Here is a 22,348-nt window from a genome sequence, read left to right as displayed (position 1 = left end):
ACTAGTCATGGGGCATTCAGCGGGTATTATGTGGCACATATCGCTTTGTACTGTAAGTGCTTTACTATAAGGAATGTGTATGCAAGAAGTAAGCAACCCCTTTCAGGCCCTCAATAATATCTTTTTAAAACCCAATGGGGTGTTTAATGCATTGGCAAAAACGAATAACTGGTCGTGGCTGCCTTTTTTACTGGTTACAGGGCTGAGCTTCGTTTCAGTATATGTGTATTTTAATTTCATCGATTTTGACTGGTACGTAGAGCTCATGGTGGCAGAAACCATGGCCGATGTTAGCCCCGCTGAACAAAACGCCTATCGCAATGCCATGAGCCAAACCGCGGCTATGATCGGCGGTGGTGTCATGGCCTTTTTAGCACCCATTATTGTTAATGCCATCTTTGCGGTTTATCTCAACGCGATGACAAAGCGCGATGAAAGTAATACCCAGGGTTTTACCGATTGGTACGGCTTTATCTGGTGGACGCAAATGCCAGCCATCCTCAATGCCCTCATTGCGCTGGTTATAATTTTGATGTCTTCGAATCACGAAATATTGCCTACTGTTTTAGGCCCGCTGTCACTTGCCTACTTGTTTAGTGTAGATATGGGTTCTACTTGGTTTGGTTTTCTTAGCTCTGTGCGTTTAGACATCATCTGGAGCACGTATCTCATGACGGTAGGAATCAGCTGCTGGACGTCTTTTGATACTAAGAAATCGCTAGCCATCGCCATTGCCCCTATGATCATTATTTATGGCTTGTGGGCCGTGTTTACCCTGTTCTAAATACGTTTTTCATGTATCTTCAAGACAAGGGGTATTGCTTCGTCAGCACTACCCCTTTTCTTTGCGGCCTGAAATACGCCGAGTTTGCATAAAACGTCTCGTTTTGATTGTCGCACCAGTGGGGTACACCAAGCACAGGCAATGGTCTTAATATATCTTTGTCTGCAAAACCATCAAATACCTGTATTTTTTGTTTCAATGCAGTATCTATCTGACGTCTTTTTTCGCAATCATTCACCTCAAACACTTCATCATCAACCACGATCGCCAACCATTTTGCTGTCATTCCAATAAACGGTGAAAGAAACATTTCCAGCATGGCATGGCCAAATAGCACCGGAAATACTCGTTTATGCCATAGCGCTTTGTGCAACGTAAACGCGCTGTGCCAATCGTGAGTAGCCAATGCCAATAGCATTGGATTTATTTTATCCACCTGTGACTTTGCACACACAAGAACAATGCCGCATTCATCAAAATGCGTTAATCGATTCCGTCTGGCACTTCGCGGGTGTAACCCATAATTATCGATGTCTTTTGCGTGTAACTGGCTAATCAGGGCTTTTGACTGTGGAAATTGCATCCATATAAGCGCATTTAGCAGATCGTGCCAATTGTCTGTCCGAGTGGGAATGCGTCTCTTCTTGGCAATGATATTTTCGTAGTAATCATTTTCGCAACGGTGATCCTGCACAATAAACTGGTAATCGGTATCGGGCTGAGACGCCACCAACATTTGATTTAACTGAATGGCACTTGGGAACGCGGTACACGATTCCATACCGACCTGACTGATAAAATCTGCTGTTAATTGGCACGGAATCTTACTCAGAAGTGCTGGCTGCCACTGATCAACCACTAGACACCTAAATGTGTTGCTCTATACTTGGCGGCGATTATAAATAAAATGAGATGGAAAATGCGACATATCCTTACGCCTTTGGTGTTAACACCATTATTACTGTTGAGCGGGTGCTCTAAAGCACCGGAACCCACACAATCAACACAGACAGAGGCTCAGCCCGAGGTCAAAGATACCTTTGAAGCAGCATACAGCTCAATCACAGCTGATGCGTTACGAGCGCCCATTAAAACCTTATCTTCTGATGAGTTTGAAGGCAGACTGCCTACCACCATTGGAGAAGAAAAAACCCTGGCGTTTTTAGAAAAGCATTTCGTTGAAGCGGGTTTTAAGCCGGGTAATGGCGACAGCTTCCTTCAAGAAGTTGCGCTTATGGAAATTACTGCCGATCCCAATATGACCATGACGATTGGCGACAACACCTTTGTCTATAAAGAAGATATGGTTGCAGGCTCTAAACGCGAGCAAGAAAGCATATCTTTGGACGCTTCGCAGCTCGTCTTTGTGGGTTATGGTGTGAATGCACCTGAATACGACTGGAATGACTATGAAGGCCTCGATGTAGAAGGCAAAACCGTGGTTATTTTAGTCAACGATCCAGGCTTTGAAGACCCAGATAGCGGTAAATTCCAAGGTTCAACCATGACCTATTACGGACGCTGGAGTTATAAATACGAAGAAGCAAGCCGCCAAGGTGCAGCCGGTGCACTCATCGTACATGAAACGGCACCTGCATCTTATGGCTGGTCAGTGGTTGCCAACAGTTGGAGTGGCCCCCAATACGGATTAGTGAGCAGTGATCAGGGCGCCAGTCGCGTTGCCGTAGAGGGTTGGTTGTCTGTGGAGGCCGCTCAGAAAGTGTTTGCCGACGCCGGACTGGATTTTTATGAAGAAAAGGCCAAAGCGCTTAAAGGCCCTTATCACAATCCCATGGATATCTCTGCCTCTGTGACAGTAAAAAACAGCTTTAAGAAATCTAAGAGCTATAACTTTATTGCGACCCTGCCTGGTACTAAGAAGCCCGATGAGCATATCATTTATACAGCACACTGGGATCACTTGGGCAAAGACGATTCTTTAGAAGGCGATCAGATATACAACGGCGCACATGACAATGCCACCGGTACGGCAGCGTCAATTGTTATGGCTAAGGCCTATGGTCAACTTCAACCTGTGCCTGAGCGCTCAGTGACATTTCTCATTGTAACCGCAGAAGAACAAGGGTTATTGGGTTCAAAATACTACGCAGAGAACCCTGTGATCCCGATTGACAAGACGCTAGCCAATATCAACATGGACGCACTCAATATTTTGGGTCAGACCAAAGATGTCAGCGTTGTAGGTATGGGCAAGTCGTCACTGGAAGTTGACTTAGAAGCCGCCGCTAAACGTCAGGGACGTTACCTCACGCAGGAAGATCGCCCTGAGGCAGGCTATTACTATCGTTCTGACCACTTTAGTTTTGCTAAGCAAGGGATACCTGCCTTGTATGCCAAAGGCGGTAACGATCCTATCGACGAAGAAACGGCCCAGTACAGGAAACGCATGAATGTGATAGTCACTGGCTGTTATCACCAGGTTTGTGATGAATATCGCGACAGCTGGGATTTACGCGGCATTGCGCAGGACACGCAGTTATTGTTTGATGTCGGTATAAGAGTAGCCAACGCCGAAGGCTGGCCCACCTGGAGTGAAACCAGCGAATTTTCTCGCTAATCATTGAAAACCGTCTCAAATGAGGCGGTTTTTCATTTTTACACTTGATTTTTTTTACTATGCTGGCACTCTCAAGCCAGTGAGAAACAATAAAACAAATAATCCTCACCCTCTGGTTAATACCCCGACAGAAAAGACACGAGTTTGAGCGCTGGTTTACAGCGTAAATCAAACCCATTATTCAATAATTAGCAATTAAAGAGAGAACGCATTTATGTGTGGTATTTTCAGTATTCTTGACCTGAAAACAGACGCCACCGAGTTAAGAACTCAGGCACTTGAATTAACTAAATTGCTGCGTCACCGCGGCCCAGACTGGTCGGGTATTTGGAATAATAATAATGCGATCTTATGTCATGAACGTCTAGCCATCGTCGATGTGGATACCGGCGCACAGCCGCTCGTGTCCGATTCGGGTAAACAGGTCCTCGCGGTTAACGGTGAAATATACAACCATAAGCAACTGGCTGACGGGCTGGCAAACGACTACCCCTTCAGAACGCGCTCAGACTGTGAAGTCATTTTACCTTTGTATCAGGCCCATGGTACCGAGTTTGTCGACCAGTTAGAGGGCATGTTTGCCTTTGTTTTATATGATGAAGCGGAAGACGCATACCTTATTGCCCGTGACCATATGGGTATCATTCCACTTTACACAGGCTTCGACGAGCACGGTAATTTCTACGTTGCCTCAGAGATGAAGGCGCTAGCACCAATCTGTAAGACCATCAGCGAGTTTCCTCCTGGCCATGTGTTGTGGAGCAAAACAGGCGAGCTTAAAAAGTATTACCAAAGAGATTGGATGCACTATGACGCTGTCAAAGACAACGAAACGAACCTAGAAGAATTAAAAGAGGCATTTGAAAAAGCGGTCAAGTCGCACCTAATGTCAGACGTACCCTACGCGGTACTCTTGTCTGGCGGACTAGACTCTTCTTTGGTGTCTGCGGTTGCTGCGAAATACGTGGCAAAACGCGTAGAAGACAACGATCAATCCGACGCTTGGTGGCCGCGACTGCACTCCTTTGCCGTTGGTCTTGAAGGTGCTCCTGATTTAAAAGCAGCCAAAGAGGTCGCTGAAATGATTGGCACGGTACACCATGAGATTCACTTTACGATCCAAGAAGGTCTGGATGCCATCAGAGATGTCATCTATCACCTAGAAACGTACGACACCACAACGATACGCGCTGCAACGCCCATGTATTTGATGACCAGAAAAATCAAGGCCATGGGCATTAAAATGGTGCTGTCTGGTGAAGGTTCAGATGAAATATTTGGCGGCTATTTGTATTTCCACAAAGCGCCTAACGCCAAGGAGTTTCACGAGGAGACGGTGCGTAAGCTAGATCGCCTGCATATGTTTGATTGTGCACGCGCCAACAAGGCAACATCAGCCTGGGGTGTTGAAGCCCGTGTGCCATTCTTGGATAAAAACTTTATTGACGTGGCCATGCGCTTAAACCCTCAAGACAAAATGTGCGTAGACGGGCGTATGGAAAAGTGGATCCTGCGCAAGGCATTTGATGATGGTGATACCCTGCCAGAATCTGTACTGTGGCGTCAAAAGGAGCAGTTTGGTGACGGTGTGGGTTACTCTTGGATAGACTCTATTCGCGATTTTGTGGAAACCCAAGTGACCGATCAGCAACTTGCTACGGCTGAATTCCGCTTTCCGGTTAACACGCCTGACACCAAAGAAGGGTACTTCTACCGCACTATTTTTGAGGGTTATTTCCCACAGGAAAGTGCGGCTAAGTGTGTGCCCGGCGGCAAGTCTATTGCCTGTTCTACGGTCGAAGCACTGGAGTGGGATGAAAGCTTCAAATCCAACGCAGACCCCTCTGGACGCTCAATGAAAGACGTTCACAAAAGCGACGCTTAATACCCCAGTCTGAATGTCGCCGACGTGCTGTCGGCGATATTCGTTCAATTTGCACCTATTTTTCGATATCAAACCACAAAGCCGTGTCATCAACAGGGCTATCTTCTGGCATCAGCGGGTTATTAAGTTTGAATCGGCGCCTTTGTCTCAGGTTTAGATCATCAATCACAGGCTCGAACGTCTCCTGAAACAGTTTGTCATATTCTCCTGAATCGACCGCTTTTTGTAAGCCTGTTTGAATTAACTTGGCCAGCGTATGGTTACTTTTGTTCACGAAAAAATACATTGCTGCAGGATACTGAAGGACAAGATCGGGTTCCAGCATAAGGTCACTGCCTCGTCCTAACGCTTCCAATTCCTTTGTCACTTCCATAACAGAGCGCGGGAAAAAGTCACCCTGACGCAGAATAAGCGCTTCATTGGCGTCGGTATATTCAGTTACCGTATAGACACTGAATCCATTGGCCTGCAAGATTTTGGTATCAGGCCAATCTGCTCCTTGAATGGGCGAAAACTGTTGCAATTGCGCTAAGCTATCAATCGCCGAAAAACGCGCGCTGTCATCTTTGTTGATCAAAGACACACGCCAGCCAATCAAGCCCTTAGCAATGGGGATGCGAATTGGCAGCAATACCTCTTCCCGCTGCTTATTTGTCATGCTCCATATCACATCAATTTCTCGATTTTCGGCGAGTTGCCGTATGGACTTGGCCTGCAGAATAATCCTATCAGACGGCATAAGCTGATAGCGAACACCGGTTTTTTCAAGCGCTAACGTCAATACCGCAAGCGGATATTCGTGGCGTTTGTCTTCCGCACTCAAAGGACGGGGATAGGTAATAGACCAGACAGCAGCACTAGCCCACTGTTGCGGCAAAAGCACTGCTAGCGCAACAAAGAAGAACGTTACAAACTTCAACATAGGCTTCATTTTCTTAGCTTTTTACGTCAAGGTTCGAGCCATCAGCGACTGACACCACTATATCAAAATGGCCATTACTACTCTGCTGAAGCGTATAGGAGGTCATGCGATTGACTACCAGATTACCCGCGCTGTCTTTCCAGTCCCACACCACCTGAATAAAATACAAGGCCTCAGATAACTTAACAGAGTGGGAGACGAAGAACTCAAAGTGTGACGTGGCGCAAAACGAGGAAGAACGCATGATTGCCGCCAGCTTTGCACAAATTTCCTCTCTATTAGCGCAAATCTTTTTCTCACCTTCATCAACAAAAACGGTAGGGATGTGATAAAGAGCCGCCAATGCCTCCGTGTCTTTGGCTATCAGGTACTGCACCATTTGCTCAAAGAATGCCGTGATATTTTCCTTATGCTCTTTTTCCACCATAATTACGCAATCCCCAAATATTTGTGTGTTTGTAACGATAGTCGCCAGTTTCTGGCGATACAAGTTCGAATGGCTAAATCCGTCGCACGTTTTTGTTGACTGATAGGCTGCAAACACACCTCTTTGATGGCTGTAGACCGTTGGGCCAACAGCGCATCCAGTTCATCGATGTGTTTTTCCATCGCCACCGGGTGTTTAATTTCGTCTGCTCTCTCGATGACCTGCTTCAGGACCTCGTAGCCGCCTTTCATATTGACCTTAGGTGATAAGGTTACCCAAGTTCGCTCATCACACTTGGCTTCAAAAGTACCACTCGTTTCTATTTGTACAGAATAACCTTGGTCGTGCAAGATTTTTGTCAGTACTTTGAGGTCATACATACAGGGCTCTCCCCCTGTTATGACCACATGCCTGGCGCTGTAGCCCTGTGCCTTCATGATACCCATAAGTTCAGTTTCCGATGCGCTAAAATAAGTCGGCAAATCGGTGGTTTTCACTATGACGTCTTCATAAGAAACCTGATTTTCAGCGGAAACTTCCCAAGTGTGCTTTGTATCACACCAAGGACAACCTACAGGACACCCCTGTAAGCGGATAAAGACAGCGGGCATTCCGGTGTATACCCCCTCCCCCTGAATGGTTTCAAACATTTCATTGATCGGTAACATTCAATACCCGAAATTGGTTAACTATAATCGCATTTGGGATTTTATCAGGGATCACTTAAAATGCGTGCATATTCATTACTATATCATTAACTATGAGTGAAAAAGCGGTCATTATCTACTCGGGTGGGATGGACTCATACACTGTCCTTCACAAAGCACTTCAACGCGGTATCCATGCAACAGCGTTATCGTTCAATTATGGTCAGCGCCACAAAAAAGAACTCGATTATGCCGCCAACGTATGTCGCACACTGTCAATTCCCCATACGGTTGTGGACATATCAGCCATTAACCAACTATTGGCAGGTTCATCACTGACAGACAACATAGATGTACCTGAAGGTCATTACGAAGAACCCAGTATGAAACAAACGGTGGTTCCCAACAGAAACATGATTCTGCTGTCACTGGCCATTGGTCATGCTGTCAGTATCGAAGCGAATGCCGTTTATTATGGTGCGCACTCTGGTGATCACGCGATTTATCCGGACTGCCGTCCAGAATTTGTTGAACGCATGAACGCGGTCAGTCAAATCGCTAACTACGAACCTGTGCAGATTGTGAGTCCTTATCTAAACAATACTAAAGGTGAAATTCTCGCAGATGGTCTTGCGATGGGACTGGATTATGGCAATACATGGACATGCTACAACGGCAGAGAAAAAGCCTGCGGTAAATGTGGCGCTTGCCAGGAACGACTTGAAGCATTCGCTTTGAATGGCGCTACCGATCCGCTCGAGTACGAATAAGTAGCCCCCAGATTAGCGCTGGCTTTCGCAGATAAAGTAAGCCAGCTCTTTAATACAATGCCTTAACACCGGATTAAGACGGGTATTTTTGCCGTTCATCACAAATAGCTCATGCTCAAAATTGAACAGGTTGCCTTGTGCTATGGGTACCAGCCCTAAACTGACACCCTGCTCTTTGGCCATGTAGTCTGGCAATAGACCCACATATTCGCCCGTCATCATCGCAGACATTGCAGCATCATAAGAATCGGAAAAGGTTTGAATAGAGAGACGCGTGTCGTTATCGATGTAATTAGCCGATGACAAACCAGACAGGCCTATCGCAGGATAGTCTGAAATATTGACGTCATCAGGTAACGCTTCCACATCTTTGTATTTGGCTAGAGGATGCGAAGGCGCACAGTACAACCGGCCTTTGCAGTTGTAACCGACTGGATGGAACGTAACCGATTCGGGCTTCACCATATCATACGTTGCTAACACGAGATGACATTCACCCGATAAGGCGACATGCTCAACTTCATTGTACAGTCGCGTTTGGATATTCACGTGAATATCATCAAACTTCTTCATGGTACTTTTTACCGCACGGCTGACAGCCAGTTGCATCGATAATGGAAGCCCAGCCATCATGACCAAGGTAATATGACCTGAATAATCATCGTGCAAACTTTTAAGATTAAACACAAAGTTATCGAAGGCGTTGAAGATACGCTTGGTTTCCTGAAAAACCACTTCGCCTTCCTTAGTCATCTGAAAACCACCCCGGCCCCGGTGACACAGTACGAGGTCGAGACGCTCCTCAAGCTTTTTGATAGCGGCACTGATGTTAGGACGTTGCATACGCAACACAGGCTCAGCAGCAGTAAAGCCATTGCAGCTGGCTACGGCATAAAACACGCGCAACAGCTTAATGTCAGATTCTTGTAAACGGTTCAACATGGCAGCACCAGTTATATTTATAGGTATAGTTATTGATACTCAACCCATAATAGGCACACCCAGTAAAAAATACAATGATTTTGATTTAATTGCTTTTTATTATGAAAGCGCCACGACTTGTTTACGCATGGCCTCTACCTCATCTCGCAATGCCGCTGCCTGTTCAAATTCGAGCGCCTTGGCGTGTTCGAACATTTGTTTTTCGAGCTGACTGATTTGTGCCATAAGATCGGTTGCCGTCGCCTTTTCCATCGACTTTTTCTTTTCGGCAACTTTGCGCAGTTTCACCTTACCTGACGCAGGATGGGCACTATCACCCAAGTCCATAATGTCTGTGATGGGCTTATTCAGTGCCTGAGGTACCAAATTGTTATCAGTGTTAAACTGCACTTGCTTTTCTCTGCGTCGATCGGTTTCATCAATGGCTTTTTGCATCGACTTGGTCACTTTATCAGCGTACATAATGGCTTTGCCATTAATGTGACGGGCAGCACGTCCAATGGTTTGAATCAGGGATCGTTCCGCACGCAAGAAACCCTCTTTATCCGCATCCAGAATAGCCACCAGCGAGACTTCGGGCATGTCCAGCCCCTCACGGAGCAGGTTGATCCCCACCAGCACATCAAACTTACCAATCCGCAAGTCTCGGATGATTTCCATACGCTCAACGGTGTCGATGTCAGAGTGGAGATAGCGCACTTTTACATTGTGCTCATTCAAGTAGTCGCTCAGGTCTTCAGCCATGCGTTTGGTCAATGTGGTAATCAGCACACGTTCATTCACCGCTACCCTTTCGTATATTTCGGATAACACATCATCGACCTGGGTTGCCACCGGACGCACTTCAATCACGGGGTCGAGCAAACCTGTGGGCCTGACCACCTGCTCCACCACTTCCCCACTTGATTTCTTTAATTCATAGTCGCCCGGTGTTGCCGATACGTAGATAGTCTGTGGTGAAATATGTTCAAACTCTTCAAATTTGAGCGGGCGGTTATCCAAGGCAGAGGGTAGCCTGAAACCATATTCCACCAAGGTTTCTTTGCGCGATCTGTCACCTTTATACATGGCACCAATTTGCGACACGGTAACGTGACTTTCATCAATGAATAACAGACCCTCTGCGGGAAAATAATCTAATAGTGTTGGTGGTGGCTCACCCGGTGCTCTGCCAGACAAATACCTGGAGTAATTTTCGATACCTGAGCAGTAGCCAAGTTCTAGCATCATTTCTATGTCAAATTGGGTGCGCTGACTGATACGCTGCTCTTCAAGCAACTTATTGGCAGACTTGAGGTGTTCTTTTCGCTCTTTGAGTTCCTCTTTTATGCTTTCAACTGCATCAAGAATTTTTTCTCTCGGCGTCACATAGTGTGTTTTAGGGAATACCGTAGTGCGGATAACAGACTTTTCAACTTCACCAGTCAGCGGGTCGAATAAACTGATTTTTTCTATTTCACTGTCAAATAGCTCAACTCTGACTGCCTGCTTTTCTGAATCAGCAGGGAAGATATCGATGACATCGCCACGCACTCTAAAACTGCCACGTTCAAAGGCAAGGTCGTTGCGTTTATATTGCAGCTCTGCCAGTCGACGCAGGATATCTCTCTGATCCATCACATCCCCTTGGCGCAGATGCAACAACATTTTCATGTAAGATTCGGGATCACCTAAGCCATAAATCGCCGACACACTGGCGACAATGACGACATCTTTACGTTCCATCAGGGCTTTGGTTGCAGAAAGGCGCATCTGCTCAATGTGATCGTTTATAGACGCATCTTTCTCGATAAAGGTATCTGTGGTTGGCACGTATGCTTCTGGCTGGTAATAATCGTAATACGAGACAAAGTATTCCACAGCATTATTGGGGAAAAACTCTTTCATCTCGCCGTATAGCTGAGCCGCTAACGTCTTATTGTGCGCTAGGATCAAAGTGGGCCTTTGTAGCTGCTGTATCACATTGGCCATGGTGAATGTTTTACCTGAACCAGTAACACCGAGCAGCGTTTGTTGCGCCAGTCCACACTCCAGCCCCTCTACGAGCGACGCAATCGCTTTTGGCTGATCACCCGCAGGGCTGTACTTGGATGAAAGTTCAAATCCTCTCGACAAGATTAGGCTTCCTGTTGTTGATGTAAGGCGTGAGTTTGTGTCAACGCCCGTTTAAACCATATTAACGATACGCAGGCCATCAATAAATTGGCCAGTACACAGCCCCAAAAAAGTCCTTTAAGACCAAAATACAGGCTGCACACATAGGCAATCGGTACATAAAAGACAAAGAGTCGCAATATACTCAACCACAGTGCGCCCATGGGTAAATGCATCGCATTTAATGACGAGTTGGTAAGAATAATGATCCCTTGTAAGCCATAACCCAATGGCACGATAGAAAGAAAAAGGACGATTTGTGCCGACACAATTTGTTCTTCGGCAAACACCTCAGCAATAAACGGTGAGAGTAGCCACATGCCTACAAACACCAGTAACTGCCACAGCACGATAAACGTCAGGACATTCCTGTAGGCCGTCTTAACCCGTTCGATTTGATTCGCGCCAACGTTGTGACTGATAAAAGGGGGGAGCGACATGGATAATGCGAGTACCACAATACTGGCTATTGATTCCAGGCGATTTCCGACCCCCCATGCCGCAACGGCTTCTGCGCCGTAGGTAGCGACGATCGCCGTCATTACGCCACCTGCGATGGGTGTTAACATATTTGCACCAGCAGCCGGAAAGCCAATTTTCATCACCCGTTGGCTATATTGCTTAAGTTCGGAGGGTGTTAATAAACGTGGCAGCATGAGCTTTCTCTTCACGGCCAGTAAGCGCAAGATCCATACCGCACCAATCAACCAAGCAATCAGTGTCGCCCACGCGGCCCCCTGAATACCCATGGCTGGTATCGGGCCAAAACCAAAAATAAGTAATGGGTCCAGTGCCGCGTTAATCGCACCGCCTACCGCCATAATCATACTGGGAGTTTTGGTGTCGCCCGATGCCCGCAATACCGAGTTACCCACCATAGGAATGGCCAGCAACACACCTGATGCATACCAGACCAGCATGTATTGCTTAATTAAGGGCATAAGCGTTTCATCAGCCCCTAACAAAGAAAAAACCGGTTCTATGGTAAGCATGCCTACAACCGCCAATAGCCCCACCAATAAAACAGCGACAGTAATCGACGCGGTGGCAGTTTCATTTGCTTCGTGAAACTCTTTTTGTCCGCGCAGCCTGCCAATAACGGCGGATGCACCAATCCCAAGCCCGATGTTTAGGCTAATGAGTGTAAACGTCACAGGGAAGGTAAAACTGATCGCGGCCAGCGCGTCCGTACCTAACAAACTAACAAAAAAGGTATCTATGAGGCCAAAACTCATCAACATGATCATGCCCAAGATCATGGGAACTGTCATTCTAATCAGTGTTTGGTTGATATCGCCGCTGGCTAAATCGGGTTGTGTGGAACTCACAAGTTATCCAATTAATATGAAAACCGCAGAAGGATATCACATCCACTGTAAGCGGCGAGATCTCTTCGATAAAGTGACAGGAAAATGTGACTAAAAAAGTGTCATATACCTGTCAGTAAATTGACACAAAACTGACAAGTAATTTGCTTTGTAAGTCAATAACAGCGCTGCTATCTATCACTCGTAAATGTTAGTCATTTGTTAAAAGTGGCACCTAGAGGACAGAATTTAATCGCTTTAAACACAAGCCATTGAAAAATAACACACAAGGCTGTGTGTAATATTATTTTTCCATTTGCTGTCAATACGCTTTGTTATCAAAAAATCTTATCACACTGTTTTAGTTGAACTTTTTTATTTTTTCATTTTTTTTAATAATACCTATTGACATGATGAACATAAAAATGTCGTCGCTATTTTCGATACTATCAACACACTTATCCACAGTTTTAGTGGATAACTGGTCTCGACCCAATATTGACGCCATCTAGGTGGGATTTTGCAATTTATTATGTGAGTAGTGACTAACCTTAACGAAAACGCTTTTGTGTCAAAAAAGGAAAAAGACCTGTTTAGATCCACAGTGATCAAGGCCTGACTTATGCTAAATTTTAAAATACTTATTCAATTATGGAATAAGCGATGTAGCATGAAAAAAAGCAACATTTCGTGTTGACAGAGTGCGCCCTGCTCATTAATATTCGCCTCCGTTGAAAGTCAGGTCCCCCTTAGCTCAGTTGGTTAGAGCGACGGACTGTTAATCCGCAGGTCCCCCGTTCGAGTCGGGGAGGGGGAGCCAACTCTTCATCGTTATTAAGTGCTGTTCCCCCTTAGCTCAGTTGGTTAGAGCGACGGACTGTTAATCCGCAGGTCCCCCGTTCGAGTCGGGGAGGGGGAGCCATTTAATCCCGCCTCAGGTACGTCGCATTATCACGCAAAACAAAGTTGTCTTTCACGCCCGAAAAAGCGATAATTCAACGGCTTAACAAAGCAACTTATTTTCTTGTTTAAACACTACGGCATCTTAGTTCCACACCCTATGACCGAATTTTTTCTACTGCTGATTAGTACAGTACTAGTTAACAATTTTGTATTGGTAAAGTTTCTCGGCCTGTGCCCTTTTATGGGGGTGTCTGGCAAATTAGAGACTGCGATAGGTATGTCAGCTGCGACAACCTTTGTGCTAACGCTTGCGTCAGTATCCAGCTATATCGTGAACACTTATATTCTCGCGCCTCTTGAAATTACCTATTTGCGGACGTTGAGCTTCATTCTTGTTATTGCTGTTGTGGTTCAGTTTACTGAAATGGTAGTGCGCAAAACTAGCCCAACGCTTTATCGCCTACTGGGTATATTTTTGCCGTTGATAACCACGAATTGTGCAGTACTGGGGGTGGCATTATTGAACCTGACAGAACAACACAACTTGCTGCAAAGCATTGTATATGGCTTTGGTGCTGCACTGGGTTTTTCTTTCGTCCTTATTCTTTTTGCTGCCATGCGTGAGCGTCTTGCTGCTGCAGACGTACCTGTCGCGTTTCGCGGAGCATCTATCGCCATGATTACGGCCGGTTTAATGTCATTGGCCTTTATGGGATTTAGTGGGCTGGTATCAGGCTAATGACCATAGTAACTGCACTCCTCACGCTGGGCATCCTCGCTTTAATTTTTGGGGCTATCCTTGGATTCGCTGGCGTTCGCTTTAAGGTTGAGGGCGACCCTCTGGTTGAGCAAATTGACGCCGTCTTACCGCAAACCCAATGTGGCCAGTGTGGCTACCCTGGCTGTAAACCTTACGCTGAAGCCATTGCCAATGGCGATGAAATAAACAAATGTCCGCCAGGTGGTGAGGCCACCATAAAAAAACTGGCTGATTTGATGGGCGTTGAGGCGAAACCCTTAGACGCTGCACATGGACAGGAAGACGTAAAAAAAGTGGCCTTTATTAGAGAAGATGAGTGCATTGGATGCACTAAGTGCATTGTTGCCTGCCCAGTAGATGCCATAGTCGGTGCAGCCAAGCAAATGCATACCGTTATCAGTGATGAATGCACAGGCTGTGACCTGTGTGTTGATCCCTGTCCTGTTGACTGTATTGACATGGTGCCGGTCGACCAGACGACTGGCTCCTGGGACTGGAAATTGCCGCAATCTGGTAAAGGCGATATCGCAATAAAGGTGGTGCAATAGTTGTAGTATGACTGACTTTAACCATGTCATAGAGAGACTAAAGACAAATCGCCTATGGCGCTTTCCTGGAGGCGTGCACCCTGAAGATAACAAGCAGCTTTCTAATCAGGTTGCCATTGAACGCCCTCCTCTTGCGGATGTACTTTATATTCCGTTAAAGCAGCATATTGGTGATCAAGGACACTGCATTGTGAGTGAAGGTGATCACGTACTCAAGGGGCAGGCGCTGACGACAACTTATCACCCTTATGCTGTTCCCGTACATGCCCCTACGTCTGGCACGATTTCTCATATTGGCGAACACGTATCAGCGCATCCTAGTGGCCTAACTGAAGCAAGCATTACTCTGGTGCCAGATGGTTTGGACGAGTGGTGCCAGTTACAGCCCCATGCTGACTACATGTCTATGGACAAACTCAAGCTGATAGAAATTCTCTGTGATGCTGGGATATCGGGCATGGGAGGTGCGGGCTTTCCCACGCACATAAAAGCTAATAGCAGAAAAACCATTGAGTTCTTGATCATCAATGGGATTGAGTGTGAACCCTACATTACGTCAGATGATCGCCTTATGCGCGAATATGCTTGGCAAATTCGTCAGGGCATGGATATTTTACAGCACATTATTCAGCCGAAAGCGGTTGTCGTAGCCATTGAAGACAACAAACCAGAGGCCATAGAGGCAATGCAGATTGCCTGCAATCAAAAACCAGATTGTCATATTGTGTCTGTGCCTACCGTGTATCCTGCCGGGGGTGAAAAACAACTGATACAAGTGCTAACAGGGCGAGAAGTCCCCGGAGACGGCCTGCCCGAAGACATCGGCACTGTTATGTTTAACGTGGGTACATGCTTCGCTGTTGCCGATGCAGTCTGCAATGGCAAACCCCTGATTGAACGGGTGGTAACCCTGACAGGGGGCGGCATAAAACAGCCTAAGAATGTGTGGGCCATGCTGGGTACTCCGGTTTCGCATTTGGTCGAATATGCCGGGTTACTTGCCCCGCAAGAGGAAGAAAGCACAATCATTATGGGTGGTCCTATGATGGGCTTCACCGTGGGTAACCCACTCATGCCAGTAGTAAAAATTACCAACTGTTTACTGGTCCCTGAGCCCAATGAACTCAGGCAGGGTGACAATGAACGCCCTTGCATTCGTTGTAGCGCGTGTGCCGACGCCTGCCCTGCTAGCTTGCTACCTCAGCAACTTTACTGGCATGCAAAAGCCAAAGAATACGACAAAGCACAATCTTATAACTTATTCGACTGTATTGAATGCGGTGCGTGCGCTTACGTATGCCCCAGTGATATTCCACTAGTGCAGTATTACCGTCAGGCAAAATCAGCTATTCGCAATGAACGGGACGAAAAGAATAAGGCAGAAAAAGCCAAAGCGCGCTTTGAAGCACGTAAAGCTCGCCTCGACGCAGAGAAGCAAGAGCGGGAAGAAAGACATCGCAAGGCAGCAGAAGCCAGGCTCGCCGCGGCAAAAGCCAAAACCGCAAGTGCCGATAATACAGCCTCACAGGTTGAGCAAAAATCGAAATCAGCCGCTGCGGCAGCCGCTATTGCCCGTGCAAAAGCCAAAAAAGCACAACAACAGGCCGATGTTGCCACTCATACAGACACCCCGGCTGTAGATACTGCGACGACAGAGGATGCACGAAAAGCCAAGGTGGCTGCCGCGGTTGCAAGAGCCAAAGCGAAAAAAGCACAGCAGACCGAGACTGCCCACAATGCAGACGCCCCTGCCGCAGATACTGCAACAACAGAAGAAGCACGAAAAGCCAAGGTTGCCGCTGCGGTTGCACGAGCAAAAGCGAAAAAAGCACAGAGCAAAGAATCACACTTTGTTGAGGAAAAGCCTGCTGAAGACAAAAAGAAAAAAGCAGAAGCACAGCCAGACGATAATGTGCAAGAAGACAAAAAAGCCAGAGTCGCTGCCGCAGTAGAAAAAGCAAAAGCCAAAGCGCGGCAACGGGCGCAGGCCCGCCAAAAAGAACAGGGCGCAGAAGAATGATGAAACTGAGGGTCTCAAGTTCACCCCACCAACGTATTACACGGGATACGGGCGCGGTGATGCGCCTAGTTATGTATGCCGCTATACCTGGCTTGCTAGCACAAGCCTGGTTTTTTGGTTGGGGAGTACTGATTCAGCTTGTACTGGCTATTACAATTTGCGTGGCCAGTGAGGCACTAATACTGACGGTACGAAAAAAGCCGGTCTATTTTGCGCTGACTGATTATAGTGCCGTGTTGACCGGATGGTTAATTGCCGTAAGTATACCGCCGCTATTACCTTGGTGGATGACCTTCATCGGCTGTGCCTTTGCCATTATCGTGGCCAAACAATTGTACGGAGGCCTTGGCTTCAACCTGTTTAACCCTGCAATGGTGGGTTACGTGGTTCTGCTTATTTCCTTCCCAGCCGCCATGACGCAGTGGACGCCCACCACAAGTCAAAACATGATCCAACCTGATTTTGCAGACGCGCTGCACATTATTTTCACAGGGTTCACAGTGTCAGGCCATGATATCGAACAGCTTAGGTTTACAGTGGATGGCACGACATCAGCCACACCGCTGGACTATGTTAAAACGGCGCTTACACAGGGCAACACCTATTCCGAATCGCTTGCTCATAGCACCTTTTCAGGAGGCTTTTTTGACGCAGCCGGTGCGGGTTGGGGCTGGGTCAGTCTGGCTTACTTAGCGGGTGGATTAGTCCTGCTACAACAACGAGTGATCAGCTGGCATATCCCCATGAGCCTACTCGGTGGCGTATTTGTTACCAGCCTCATATTGCACATGACAAACGGTGATATATTCGGCTCGCCGCTTTTTCATTTGTTAAATGGCGCAGTCATGATAGGGGCGTTTTTTATTGCAACCGACCCTGTTTCTGCATCCACAACACCAAAAGGCCGCATAATTTTTGGAGCGGCTATTGGCTTTTGGGTTGTCATTATACGGGTGTTCGGTGGCTATCCTGATGCCTTAGCCTTCTCCGTCCTTATCCTCAATATGGCTGTCCCCCTAATTGATTACTACACTCAGCCCAGAACCTACGGTCACAGGGCTAAGAGACAGAGCGTGGAGCAGAAATAATGAACACAGGCCCTTTGTTTAAGCACGGCGGTATTCTCGCAGCATTTGCTATTGTGACAACAGGCCTCATCGCGCTGACCTTTCAGGGAACCAAAGATAGGATAGCTGAACAGGTCTTAGCCAAACGGCTGGCAATCCTTAATGAGGTTATTCCAACTACTATGCACGACAACGCCCTGTATACTGACTGCATTGTGGTACAAAGTGAACAATTAGGTGGCCAACAGAGCGTGTATCGCTCCAGATTAAACGGCGAAGTTAACGGGATGGCAATTGAAGCCACAGCAAAAAATGGCTATAGCGGTGATATAGATATGATTGTCGGTGTGGATTCCGCTATGCAGGTAAAAGGCGTTCGCGTGCTCCAGCACAAAGAGACACCTGGACTAGGTGACAAAGTGGAACTCTCCGTGTCTGATTGGATCCTGTCCTTTAACGAACAAACTTACACGCCGTCTAACCGTGCGCTGTGGCGAGTAAAAAAAGACGGAGGACAGTTTGACCAGTTTACCGGCGCAACCATTACGCCAAGAGCAGTGGTTAATACGGTTGCCGATACACTTGAGTACGCGCAAAAAAACTGGGATCAGCTTGCTACGACTGCCAGTAATTGTGAGGGAGCAAGCTAAATGTCAAATCTGAAAGATACCTTGCAGACCCTATCCATCGAAGGTCTGTGGAAAAACAACCCCGCCTTGGTTCAGTTATTGGGGTTGTGCCCACTTTTGGCCGTCACCGCTACCTTTATCAATGGTCTTGGCCTGGGTCTGGCGACCTTGTTTGTGCTTGTCGGTGCTAATGTGACTGTGTCTGTCGTAAGGCAATGGGTTCCTAATGATATCCGCATACCGGTTTTTGTCATGATTATCGCAGCTTATGTTACTGTTATAGAGTTGCTAATGAATGCATTTACCTACAACCTATACCTTGCACTGGGTATTTTTATTCCGCTGATAGTAACGAACTGCGCCATTATCGGACGTGCTGAGGCCTACGCATCAAAACAGCCCCCACATCTCGCTGCCTATGACGGGTTTGTCATGGGGCTTGGTTTTGCATTGGTGCTTATGTTACTTGGAGGAATGCGCGAAATATTCGGTGCAGGCACTTTATTTGCCGGAGCTGACAGACTGTTTGGTGATATTGCCAGTGACTGGACCATTGTTGTGTTTCAGACAGACAACCCGTTTTTGCTGGCTATTTTACCACCAGGCGCATTTATTGGTATGGGACTGATCATTGCGTTAAAAAATTACATTGATAGTGTTTACAAATCCCGCGTTGAATCCGAAAGTATCACCAAAGTTGAGCGGGCCAGAGTCACCGCTGAAAGCTAACAATAAAGAATATTCCTTGCCATGACAGATATGAAATCCCTTTCCAAACAGGAAAAAGTGCAAGCCATCATACGTATCCTTGAAGATCTCTATCCAGAGGTGCCTGTTCCGTTAGATCACAAAGACCCTTACACACTTTTAATTGCCGTATTGTTGTCTGCACAATGCACGGATGAGCGCGTCAATCAAATCACCCCAAAATTATTTGCCCGAGCAGATAATCCGTTTGATATGGTGCTTATGAGCATTGAAGAAATTAAAGAGATCATTAAACCCTGTGGCCTCTCACCAATGAAATCAAAGGGTATCTGGCACCTTTCTGACATGATCATTAAGCAGCATGGTGGCCTTGTTCCTAAAGATTTTGCTGCACTCGAAGCCATGCCTGGCGTGGGTCATAAAACAGCATCGGTAGTGATGGCACAAGCGTTTGGTGTGCCGGCTTTTCCCGTTGATACACATATTCATAGACTCATGTACCGATGGGGCTTGTCCAATGGAAAAAGCGTGGAACAAACCGAACGTGACGCAAAACGCTTGTTTCCGAAAGAAAAATGGAACGATCTGCATTTACAAATCATTTTTTACGGACGTGAATACTGTCCTGCAAGAGGTTTTTCGTTAGACAGGTGCATCATTACTCGACAGTACGGCCGGAAAAGCTTTATCAACCAAGTACTAAAAGAACAAGAAAAAAAACTAAAAACGTCAGCCAAACGCAAGTGAGAGGCTAATCTACAGTCAACAAAGCACTGAGCACCTCATCCAACTCGTCGATGCGCTTTTGTTTAATTAGTTTGTCGCAGGCTTTGTGCAATGTTTTTTGTGCATTTTTTTCGAGATTATCCACGGCAGTTTGAAAGTCGTCTGCATTGACATTTAGTGCCCGTCTGTCGGCGTGATTAAGCCGTGCAATTTGACGATATAGGTACACATACCGGCCTATAACCACATAGGGAAAATTGCGATTTTTTATCGGTCCCACGCAAGCCTGAAAACCGCCCATTGGCAGGCCTTTCACTTTCAGGTCGAGTAATTTACCTGAACCAAACCAAGCACTGCCAGCGCCCAGCAGACCGCCACCTATTGCACCTAGCATAAAGCTGTGCCCAGCAACGGCCATATCTACCGCGGCGCCGCCCATAGCGCCGGCCAGTGTAGCAGCAGAAACTAACTGTTTTTTATTTAGCCCCCAGGCAAACCACTGATCCACATCGAACAAATCAGGTGGTGTGTCTATCTGGTCTAGTGAAAAGGAGGTCGTCGTGTGCGCAAACACTGACAACAATTCACTGATTGCCTCCTTCTCGCGTTGCGCGACCCAATTGCTGAAGTGCTTATGCAGTAGTGCTTCTGAGGCTTTTGCTTGTTGATGAGTGAGTACTTTTTGACAATATTGATAGCTACAGACGTCCAGCAATAGCCGCACTAATATCTGCACACTTTCCTGCTGTTGACGCTGCCGGGATTGACGCAAGTCTTCGATGACTTGGCTTAAACTCGGTTGCCAGTCAGGGTTAAGAAAGGAAAACGTTTGTAACAGCTCAACCTGCTTATCAAAATCGGCGTCAAACGGGTTGAATACTCGGACGGTTTTAAAAAATTGGGCCAATGCCGACTTCCATTCATCAACACAATCCTCACTTTCAATGGGGTTCACCAATGCCATTGAGGGTTGGCCAGTCCACCGTAAGATTTCCATTTCAGCTTCGTATTCAGCGCCATAAGGCCTTGAACCATCCACGACATATAAAATGGCTGCCCCATCGATAATGGGCTTGAGTAACGCGACCTCATCTGGAAACTGTCTCTGACACGTATCATCAGCGACAAACTGTGCAACCACAGCAGCCCTCTCACTGGCATTGGCTGCGTGTTGCTGTAGCCATTGGAGTACTTTGGTAGGACGCTGAAAGCCCGGTGTATCGATAAGCGCATACGCACTTGTCGTGGTCTTCACTAAATAGGCTTCTGCTTTTTCTGTCGTTCCACTTCTACTTGAAATACTGATTTGGTCATTGTGAGACAAGGTAGAGACGATAGAAGACTTACCCTTGTTAGGGTGCCCTACTACTGCAAATTTTGCTTGCATGTTACCCCTCTTTTTTTGTTGTTGGGTACCTTGACCAGGATGTTGGTTGATACAATGCCCACCCTTGCTGTTCGTAAACAAAACGTTGCCACTCTTGCAAATGTGCATGTTTAGGGGGGCACAACCTGCCTTGCTTACTGTCTACTGGTAACACCCAGCCTTTAAATTGATTCATATAATCGGCCAATTCGCCTAAAGGGGGCTCCCACGCTTTTACCAGCAAAAGCTGCTTCATTGTTCGGCATTCAGCCGGTAAATCCTCGGGCTGGGTGTGTGCGTTAACCTGAATGACAGATTTGGGTTGTAGCGACAATGTGGCAATACCACTTTGATCAAACCGGCCCCAGTTGGCCAGCCAATAGTCAGTAGGCAATATCTCAACACTGTTCTCATGAATCTCAGATAACGTATCGTGGGTTTGGGTGAGGTCTCGCTCGTCACTAACAAACTGCTGCTCTCGGTTTATCTGGCGCAACTGACGGGATAGGCACCAACGGCCCACTCCCCATAGTATGACTCTGAGAGAAAAGGAATAAACAATCAGAATAGCAAATACAAAGGGCCACCACTGCGCATAAGCGTGTGCGTCTGCGTAGTCAGCTGCCAAACGCGAGTCCTGGGTTGCCTGCAACAGTGCATAGGAGGGTTGTGCGGCTTCCCAAAACCACCATGGTGTAGCAATAGCAACCAACACAGGATGCAATTGCTCAGCGGATAACAAGGTACTACGCCAGACAAAATGCATATCAGTAAAGAGCAACAACACCAGAAAAGCCAGCAATGTGGCAAAGGCATAGGCTAATCCAGCCATCTGACTCTGCACAAAGCACCAGTATTTATCGAGTTGATGTTGCCTAAGCGTGTGTAAGAACTGTTTCTGCGAAGGTGTCCACAAAGGGATCAGGAGTAACAACCTAGCCAGATTGAGACCACTGGCAGACAGTAATGACAAGGCGGACAGCCCTGCACCCAACGCTGGTATTAGCATGAATATCGCAAGTAAATACAACAGGTTAACTCGCCCTTGCGGATCTCCACTTAGCACACCCACACTAAGGAAGAGCCCAATACAAAAGCCTGACAGCACAATGGACTTGGATGTTCGCAACACCTTGTCTGCGCGTATGAATTGCAATAGTCAGCCCGTTTTAAATACGTTATCTAAACCAGCTTGCAGTGTAGCA

General features: G+C 46.8%; 20 protein-coding genes and 2 tRNA genes. 13 read left to right on the top strand and 9 right to left on the bottom strand.

Annotated elements, in window-relative coordinates; all coding sequences use genetic code 11:
* Window positions 1-79 precede the first annotated feature (79 nt).
* Window positions 80-784, top strand: a complete 705-nt coding sequence (locus DRW07_RS03275; protein WP_165870383.1) for a YIP1 family protein — start codon at window positions 80-82, stop codon at window positions 782-784.
* A 19-nt stretch (window positions 785-803) separates the two neighbouring features.
* Here the strand turns inward: DRW07_RS03275 and DRW07_RS03270 are convergent, their stop codons facing one another.
* Entirely contained in the window at window positions 804-1,643 is an 840-nt protein-coding gene (locus DRW07_RS03270) for a DUF3025 domain-containing protein (protein ID WP_124026440.1), read from the bottom strand.
* A gap of 60 nt (window positions 1,644-1,703) precedes the next feature.
* Between DRW07_RS03270 and DRW07_RS03265 the strand changes: the two genes are divergently transcribed.
* Together DRW07_RS03265 and asnB are read left to right on the top strand one after the other, a co-directional pair.
* Window positions 1,704-3,362 carry a M28 family metallopeptidase gene (locus tag DRW07_RS03265; protein WP_124026439.1) on the top strand — a complete coding sequence of 553 codons (1,659 nt, stop codon included), beginning with the start codon at window positions 1,704-1,706 and terminating at the stop codon, window positions 3,360-3,362.
* 214 nt (window positions 3,363-3,576) lie between these two features.
* Window positions 3,577-5,247, top strand: a complete 1,671-nt coding sequence (gene asnB / locus DRW07_RS03260) for an asparagine synthase B (protein WP_124026438.1) — start codon at window positions 3,577-3,579, stop codon at window positions 5,245-5,247.
* Window positions 5,248-5,302: 55 nt separating this feature from the next.
* Here asnB and DRW07_RS03255 read toward each other — a convergent pair whose 3' ends face one another.
* The 3 genes from DRW07_RS03255 to queE are packed head-to-tail and all read right to left on the bottom strand — an operon-like array spanning window position 5,303 to window position 7,264.
* Window positions 5,303-6,169, bottom strand: a complete 867-nt coding sequence (locus DRW07_RS03255; RefSeq protein ID WP_124026437.1) for a transporter substrate-binding domain-containing protein — start codon at window positions 6,167-6,169, stop codon at window positions 5,303-5,305.
* A 13-nt stretch (window positions 6,170-6,182) separates the two neighbouring features.
* Window positions 6,183-6,596, bottom strand: a complete 414-nt coding sequence (locus DRW07_RS03250; protein WP_124026436.1) for a hypothetical protein — start codon at window positions 6,594-6,596, stop codon at window positions 6,183-6,185.
* A gap of 2 nt (window positions 6,597-6,598) precedes the next feature.
* Window positions 6,599-7,264 (bottom strand): 7-carboxy-7-deazaguanine synthase QueE, encoded by a 666-nt coding sequence (gene queE, locus DRW07_RS03245; protein WP_124026435.1) that lies wholly within the window; start codon window positions 7,262-7,264, stop codon window positions 6,599-6,601.
* 92 nt (window positions 7,265-7,356) lie between these two features.
* Here queE and queC point away from each other — a divergent pair, with 92 nt between their 5' ends.
* Window positions 7,357-8,013, top strand: a complete 657-nt coding sequence (queC, locus tag DRW07_RS03240; protein WP_124026434.1) for a 7-cyano-7-deazaguanine synthase QueC — start codon at window positions 7,357-7,359, stop codon at window positions 8,011-8,013.
* Window positions 8,014-8,025: 12 nt separating this feature from the next.
* On the opposite strand, the gene DRW07_RS03235 is transcribed toward queC, so the two are convergent.
* The 3 genes from DRW07_RS03235 to DRW07_RS03225 all read right to left on the bottom strand — a co-directional run bounded on the left by DRW07_RS03235 (window position 8,026) and on the right by DRW07_RS03225 (window position 12,380).
* Window positions 8,026-8,955: a LysR family transcriptional regulator gene (locus DRW07_RS03235; RefSeq protein WP_124026433.1), complete on the bottom strand. Its 930-nt coding sequence runs from the start codon at window positions 8,953-8,955 to the stop codon at window positions 8,026-8,028.
* Window positions 8,956-9,054: 99 nt separating this feature from the next.
* Window positions 9,055-11,070: an excinuclease ABC subunit UvrB gene (uvrB, locus tag DRW07_RS03230; RefSeq protein WP_124026432.1), complete on the bottom strand. Its 2,016-nt coding sequence runs from the start codon at window positions 11,068-11,070 to the stop codon at window positions 9,055-9,057.
* Between the two features lie 2 nt (window positions 11,071-11,072).
* The gene (locus DRW07_RS03225; protein WP_240630508.1) at window positions 11,073-12,380 is read right to left on the bottom strand and encodes an MATE family efflux transporter; all 1,308 of its coding nucleotides are present in this window, start codon (window positions 12,378-12,380) and stop codon (window positions 11,073-11,075) included.
* Window positions 12,381-13,159: 779 nt separating this feature from the next.
* Here DRW07_RS03225 and DRW07_RS03220 point away from each other — a divergent pair.
* The 9 genes from DRW07_RS03220 to nth all read left to right on the top strand — a co-directional run bounded on the left by DRW07_RS03220 (window position 13,160) and on the right by nth (window position 19,798).
* Window positions 13,160-13,236: transfer RNA gene (locus DRW07_RS03220), tRNA-Asn, on the top strand.
* Between the two features lie 25 nt (window positions 13,237-13,261).
* Window positions 13,262-13,338, top strand: a tRNA-Asn gene (locus DRW07_RS03215).
* 138 nt (window positions 13,339-13,476) lie between these two features.
* Complete coding sequence (gene rsxA, locus DRW07_RS03210; protein WP_124026431.1) at window positions 13,477-14,058, top strand: electron transport complex subunit RsxA; 582 nt, start codon at window positions 13,477-13,479, stop codon at window positions 14,056-14,058.
* Window positions 14,058-14,627 (top strand): electron transport complex subunit RsxB, encoded by a 570-nt coding sequence (gene rsxB, locus DRW07_RS03205; RefSeq protein ID WP_124026430.1) that lies wholly within the window; start codon window positions 14,058-14,060, stop codon window positions 14,625-14,627. The genes rsxA and rsxB overlap by 1 nt, the downstream gene beginning before the upstream one ends.
* A gap of 7 nt (window positions 14,628-14,634) precedes the next feature.
* The gene (gene rsxC / locus DRW07_RS03200) at window positions 14,635-16,647 is read left to right on the top strand and encodes an electron transport complex subunit RsxC (RefSeq protein ID WP_124026429.1); all 2,013 of its coding nucleotides are present in this window, start codon (window positions 14,635-14,637) and stop codon (window positions 16,645-16,647) included.
* Entirely contained in the window at window positions 16,647-17,735 is a 1,089-nt protein-coding gene (rsxD, locus tag DRW07_RS03195) for an electron transport complex subunit RsxD (RefSeq protein WP_124026837.1), read from the top strand. The genes rsxC and rsxD overlap by 1 nt, the downstream gene beginning before the upstream one ends.
* Window positions 17,735-18,364, top strand: a complete 630-nt coding sequence (gene rsxG, locus DRW07_RS03190) for an electron transport complex subunit RsxG (protein WP_124026428.1) — start codon at window positions 17,735-17,737, stop codon at window positions 18,362-18,364. The genes rsxD and rsxG overlap by 1 nt, the downstream gene beginning before the upstream one ends.
* On the top strand, window positions 18,365-19,072 hold the full coding sequence (locus tag DRW07_RS03185) for an electron transport complex subunit E (protein ID WP_124026427.1): 708 nt from the start codon (window positions 18,365-18,367) through the stop codon (window positions 19,070-19,072).
* A 21-nt stretch (window positions 19,073-19,093) separates the two neighbouring features.
* Window positions 19,094-19,798 carry an endonuclease III gene (gene nth, locus DRW07_RS03180; RefSeq protein WP_124026426.1) on the top strand — a complete coding sequence of 235 codons (705 nt, stop codon included), beginning with the start codon at window positions 19,094-19,096 and terminating at the stop codon, window positions 19,796-19,798.
* Window positions 19,799-19,802: 4 nt separating this feature from the next.
* Here nth and DRW07_RS03175 read toward each other — a convergent pair whose 3' ends face one another.
* Together DRW07_RS03175 and DRW07_RS03170 are read right to left on the bottom strand one after the other, a co-directional pair.
* A complete protein-coding gene (locus DRW07_RS03175) occupies window positions 19,803-21,164 on the bottom strand; it encodes a GTPase/DUF3482 domain-containing protein (RefSeq protein WP_165870382.1) in 1,362 nt (453 codons plus the stop codon).
* 1 nt (window position 21,165) lies between these two features.
* A complete protein-coding gene (locus tag DRW07_RS03170) occupies window positions 21,166-22,299 on the bottom strand; it encodes a DUF2868 domain-containing protein (protein WP_124026424.1) in 1,134 nt (377 codons plus the stop codon).
* Between the last annotated feature and the right edge of the window lie 49 nt (window positions 22,300-22,348).

Origin of the sequence: Paralteromonas sediminis, from assembly GCF_003820355.1 — a bacterium.
GTDB lineage: Bacteria > Pseudomonadota > Gammaproteobacteria > Enterobacterales > Alteromonadaceae > Alteromonas_F > Alteromonas_F sediminis.
Note: the sequence above shows the minus strand (reverse complement) of the source record. Positions and strands in the feature narration are given on the sequence as shown.